Origin of the sequence: Desulforhopalus sp. IMCC35007 (genome assembly GCF_005116575.1) — a bacterium.
Classification (GTDB): Bacteria; Desulfobacterota; Desulfobulbia; order Desulfobulbales; family Desulfocapsaceae; genus Desulforhopalus_A.
In genome coordinates, this window is the sequence record NZ_SWCN01000105.1 from 1 (window position 1) to 255 (window position 255).

Annotated in this window: 1 rRNA gene; it reads right to left on the minus strand. The window is 46.7% G+C overall.

The features are described 5' to 3' along the window. A 23S ribosomal RNA gene (locus tag FCL48_RS24795) occupies window positions 1-255 on the minus strand; the annotation flags it as partial.

Below are 255 nucleotides of genomic sequence, written 5' to 3' on the forward strand. Positions count from 1 at the left end.
CTGCTTGTAAGCTAACGGTTTCAGTTTCTATTTCACTCCCCTCCCGGGGTTCTTTTCACCTTTCCCTCACGGTACTCGTTCACTATCGGTCATCGGTTAGTATTTAGCCTTGGAAGATGGTCCTCCCATATTCCCACAGGGTTTCACGTGTCCCGTGGTACTCTTTCTAGCTAGGTCAAGATATATTTCGTGTACCGGACTATCACCGTCTATGGTCAGCCTTTCCATACTGTTCCACTATATATCTACGATCCA